Source organism: Aeromonas sp. QDB63 (genome assembly GCF_027707425.1).
Lineage (GTDB): Bacteria > Pseudomonadota > Gammaproteobacteria > Enterobacterales > Aeromonadaceae > Aeromonas > Aeromonas caviae.
Map to the genome: position 1 here is coordinate 1 of NZ_JAPCIS010000020.1, position 3,833 is coordinate 3,833.

The window sequence follows — 3,833 nt, forward strand, 5'->3', positions numbered from 1 at the left end:
ACCACGGGAATTTCTGCGCAGTCGGGTATCACAACCCTAAGCGGGAAAAAGTGTCTGGACCTATGGGGTCAAATCCAGGTGATAACTAGATCTGTACAGTCATGATTTGCTGGCTGATTTGGGAAATAACGCTTGCCAACGCTGCTATGTACGAGATGAGGTTGAGTAGGCTAAGAAGGTTAGTTAGAGCCAGTTGTGGTGCTTTAAGAGGAGGGCACCCCAATATCAATCACTAATTAATGGCTCTTTGAGAGTATTTTATTACATGCTATTTGTTCTTCATGAAATTTTACCCCCAATTATATCCTTGTTATTGCGTTTCCCGATTCTTGATTGTAGTTTATTTTCCGATTGAAACCATGGAAGCAAATAAAATAAGGAAATATAAATGAAAAAGTGGTTGTTAGTAGTGGCTATGCTAATAGCATCAACGAGCGCAAATGCCTTAGAGTTTCGAACAGTCTGTAATACATGTGCGACTGATGGAAACTTTCTTGCTGCTGCAAAAAAAGAAGTTGGTAATTTTAATGGTTCTCACACGGTTTATGTTATTAACTTTGAAACAAGTGTTGCAAAGAAATATTCAGTTTACCAAAGTGTGAGATACAATAAGATTGGTGATCCAATTTACTCTCTTGCATATGATGCCATTCCACTTGACGCACCAATGGCGTCTAACATGGTAGTACAGAAACGGTTAAAGAATGACTATCAAAAATTCATTGACACATCGATTTCAATACCTGCTGAAATTGCTCCAAGTGCATATTCCCTCGTTGCAAGACCATATTTGGAGAGCCAGGTTTCACAATATTACTTCACAACGTCCAGCTATGGACAGAATGCTGTTGATTATTTGTCGCTAATTATAAATATAGCAGGGAAATTACATGGCGTGCGTTTGAACGCAACAGTTAAGTTCTCCGACGGTACAATTGCAAACTTCCGAATATCCGGTCTTAATCATATCGGTGAGTTAACCTTCGATCTAACTGATTCACGTGACAAGGATGGTAATAAATTACCTCTAGATAAAACGTATCTTAACAACGAATATAAATTCTCTGGTGATCCAGGTACGTTCCAAGAGTTCATTAAAGCATTGGATAGACTTAATGTTCCCGTTTCGTTTGGAGGGGGAAGCAACATCGGCCCAGGCGGTTCATCTTCTCCACTCAAATGTGGATTTGAGGGCAAAGTGTATAAATGCTATTTTGGATGAGGTGAAGAGATGGATATTAACAATAACATTTACTTTGCAGTTGCTACGCTGATTGGATTGATAACCAGCATTATATTGCTTATCTATAAGAAAGAAAAAAAGATAGCTTTTGCTAACTTCATTCTCTGTGTGTTGTTTTCTCCAGTTGCATGGGCCTTCACCGTTTATGCGTTTTTAAGAAAAGAAAAATCTAAACACTAAGAACAGATTTTTATTTAAAAAACATTGTCATATAAAAATTTTAATCCAAGCCCTGGCATGCTCTCTGGTCAGGGTTTTTCTCTTTTTTGTTTGGAGATTGTAATGACCCACTGAAATCCTGCTCAGGTCATAATGAGTGGAGATCACAGACATGAGCATCACGATGGACGAAGAAATCAAACGTTGGACGGCCAAGCGCAAGTCCGCCTTGGTCATGGAAATCATTCAGGGCAAGACCACCGTCGCCGAAGCGGCTCGAGCCTTTGATTTGCCGCCCTCCGAGATTGAAGAATGGGTAGATGACGCCAAACGGGGCATGGAAAACGCCTTACGGGCCAAGCCACTGGATATTCGCGAGCAGTACGAGAAGCAGCTCAAGGAACTCCAGGAAGCTTATGGCGAGGCCATGCTGGAGTTACGCGCCAGAAAAAAGCTGGCCTCCCTGCTGGGCGAGGACGACAGATAGTCGCCGATGTTCAGCAGGGATTACGCGCAGAAGGTATTGATGTCTCCGTCAGCAAGCTCTGCCGCTGGTTTGGCCTGCCGCGTCGTAGTTGGTACTACCGCAGCGTCAAGGCCGCGCCCAAGCTTCAGGAGCATCTGGTCACCCCGATCAAAAACATGATTGAGGAGAACCCATCGTTCGGTTACCGGACGGTTGCAGCCCTGTTGGGGTTCAACAAGAACACGGTACAGCGCATCTTCCAGCTCAAGGGCTGGCAAGTTCGCAAGCGTCCGGTTGGGTTTCGCCCCCGGATCCAGGCCCTGCCTTCGGTGGCCTCAGCGCCCAACCAACGCTGGGCGACGGACCTATGCCGGATCTGGGCTGGTCGCGATGGCTGGTGTTCCTTGGCGCTGGTGATTGATTGCCATACCCGTGAACTACTGGGATGGCATCTCTCGCGCAGTGGTAAATCGAAAACGGCCGAGGCAGCGCTGGAGCAAGCCTTAATTGCTCGCTTCGGCAGCTTGGGACGAGTTGCATCGCCGTTTTTGTTACGTAGCGACAATGGGTTGGTGTTTACCAGCCGCAACTACACAGCACTGGTGAAGAGCTATGGGTTGCAGCAGGAGTTCATCACGCCGTACACGCCGGAACAAAACGGCATGGTCGAGCGGGTGATCAGAACGCTCAAGGAGCAGTGTGCCCATCGGCAGAGGTTCGAGACCTTGCAGCATGCCAGTCGGGTGATTGGCGACTGGATCCAGTTTTACAACCAGAAGCGTCCTCACCAGGCGCTAAAGATGAAAACACCGGCGCAGGCCTATGCCGAAGCCGCTTAGTTGTGCAGGAACGGCTGGGTCATTACAAGATAGTATTCACCTGACAACAGCCTACAAAAGGGAGTAATCATCCGTCTTCAAAACGGATAATGAAGCCATATGTCACCCCAGCGAGGAAGTCGCATGTCGTAGACTCAGCCAGCTAGACCCCACCAAAGAGCTCAATAACGTCAGCAAAGCCTTCAATTTCATCGGCCATAGCAGCCAGCAGTTCTACGAAATCAGCCACAATTATCAGACCTATGGAGCCAATGGTTGGCTCTAAAATTTTCTTGGTTAAAAAAGAGCCCGATCGCGCCCTCGCCAAGCCAAATCATGGCCCTTTAATGGGAGCACAAGAATGGGCTGGCAATCAGAGAAGGGTGATGGAGGGGCAGACCCCCAACAGCATGTTCAAGAAGGGTTTGAAATTGATATCGAAGAATTGTGTACTAAAGTACCGTAAACAAGACACCGGTTTGATGGCCGGTGTCTGATGATAACTAGAGCTGTACAGTCTCTCTATTACATGAAGTCTTATTCCCTCAAGTCAGAGAACTGCTTGTTAACTACATCCTCGAACTGCTTTAGTGTCTTTTGATACTCCCTTAGTTCACGTGGAACAAGTGCATCAACAGTTTTAAGCAGCTGCTCAACATGACCAGGCAGCTTAGGTATCGCTGCACCTCTAATCAGCTGCTCAACATGATCAGGCAGCTTAGGCATCACTGCACCTCTAATCAGCTGCTCAACATGATCAGGCAGCTTAGGCATTGCCGCATCTCTAATCAGCTGCTCAACATGATCAGGCAGCTTAGGCATCGCTGCACTTCTAATCAGCTGCTCAACATGATCAGGCAGCTTAGGCATTGCCGCATCTCTAATCAGCTGCTCAATATTATCAGGCAGCTTAGGCATCGCTGCACCTCTAATCAGCTGCTCAACATGATCAGGCAGCTTAGGCATTGCCGCATCTCTAATCAGCTGCTCAATATTATCAGGCAGCTTAGGCATCGCTGCACTTCTAATCAGCTGCTCAACATGATCAGGCAGCTTAGGCATTGACGCATCTCTAATCAGCTGCTCAATATTATCAGGCAGCTTAGGCATCGCTGCACTTCTAATCAGCTGCTCAACATGATCAGGT

General features: G+C 46.6%; 3 protein-coding genes and 1 pseudogene. All 4 read left to right on the forward strand.

Annotation, left to right across the window (positions count from 1 at the left end):
* The first annotated feature begins 388 nt into the window (after positions 1 to 388).
* Positions 389 to 1,222 carry a hypothetical protein gene (locus PG879_RS13165; RefSeq protein ID WP_125117149.1) on the forward strand — a complete coding sequence of 278 codons (834 nt, stop codon included), beginning with the start codon at positions 389 to 391 and terminating at the stop codon, positions 1,220 to 1,222.
* A gap of 352 nt (positions 1,223 to 1,574) precedes the next feature.
* Positions 1,575 to 1,889, forward strand: coding sequence for a transposase (locus PG879_RS13170; protein ID WP_039026396.1), 315 nt, complete (start codon positions 1,575 to 1,577; stop codon positions 1,887 to 1,889).
* A 35-nt stretch (positions 1,890 to 1,924) separates the two neighbouring features.
* Positions 1,925 to 2,707 carry an IS3 family transposase gene (locus PG879_RS13175; RefSeq protein WP_223936907.1) on the forward strand — a complete coding sequence of 261 codons (783 nt, stop codon included), beginning with the start codon at positions 1,925 to 1,927 and terminating at the stop codon, positions 2,705 to 2,707.
* A gap of 97 nt (positions 2,708 to 2,804) precedes the next feature.
* Positions 2,805 to 2,974 (forward strand): annotated as a pseudogene (locus PG879_RS13180) (IS481 family transposase); the annotation flags it as partial.
* Between the last annotated feature and the right edge of the window lie 859 nt (positions 2,975 to 3,833).

Excerpts from the sequence above, each read along its gene's own strand:
- PG879_RS13165 (WP_125117149.1), top strand. The coding sequence starts at position 389 with ATGAAAAAGTGGTTGTTAGTAGTGGCTATGCTAATAGCATCAACGAGC.
- PG879_RS13170 (WP_039026396.1), top strand. The coding sequence starts at position 1,575 with ATGAGCATCACGATGGACGAAGAAATCAAACGTTGGACGGCCAAGCGC.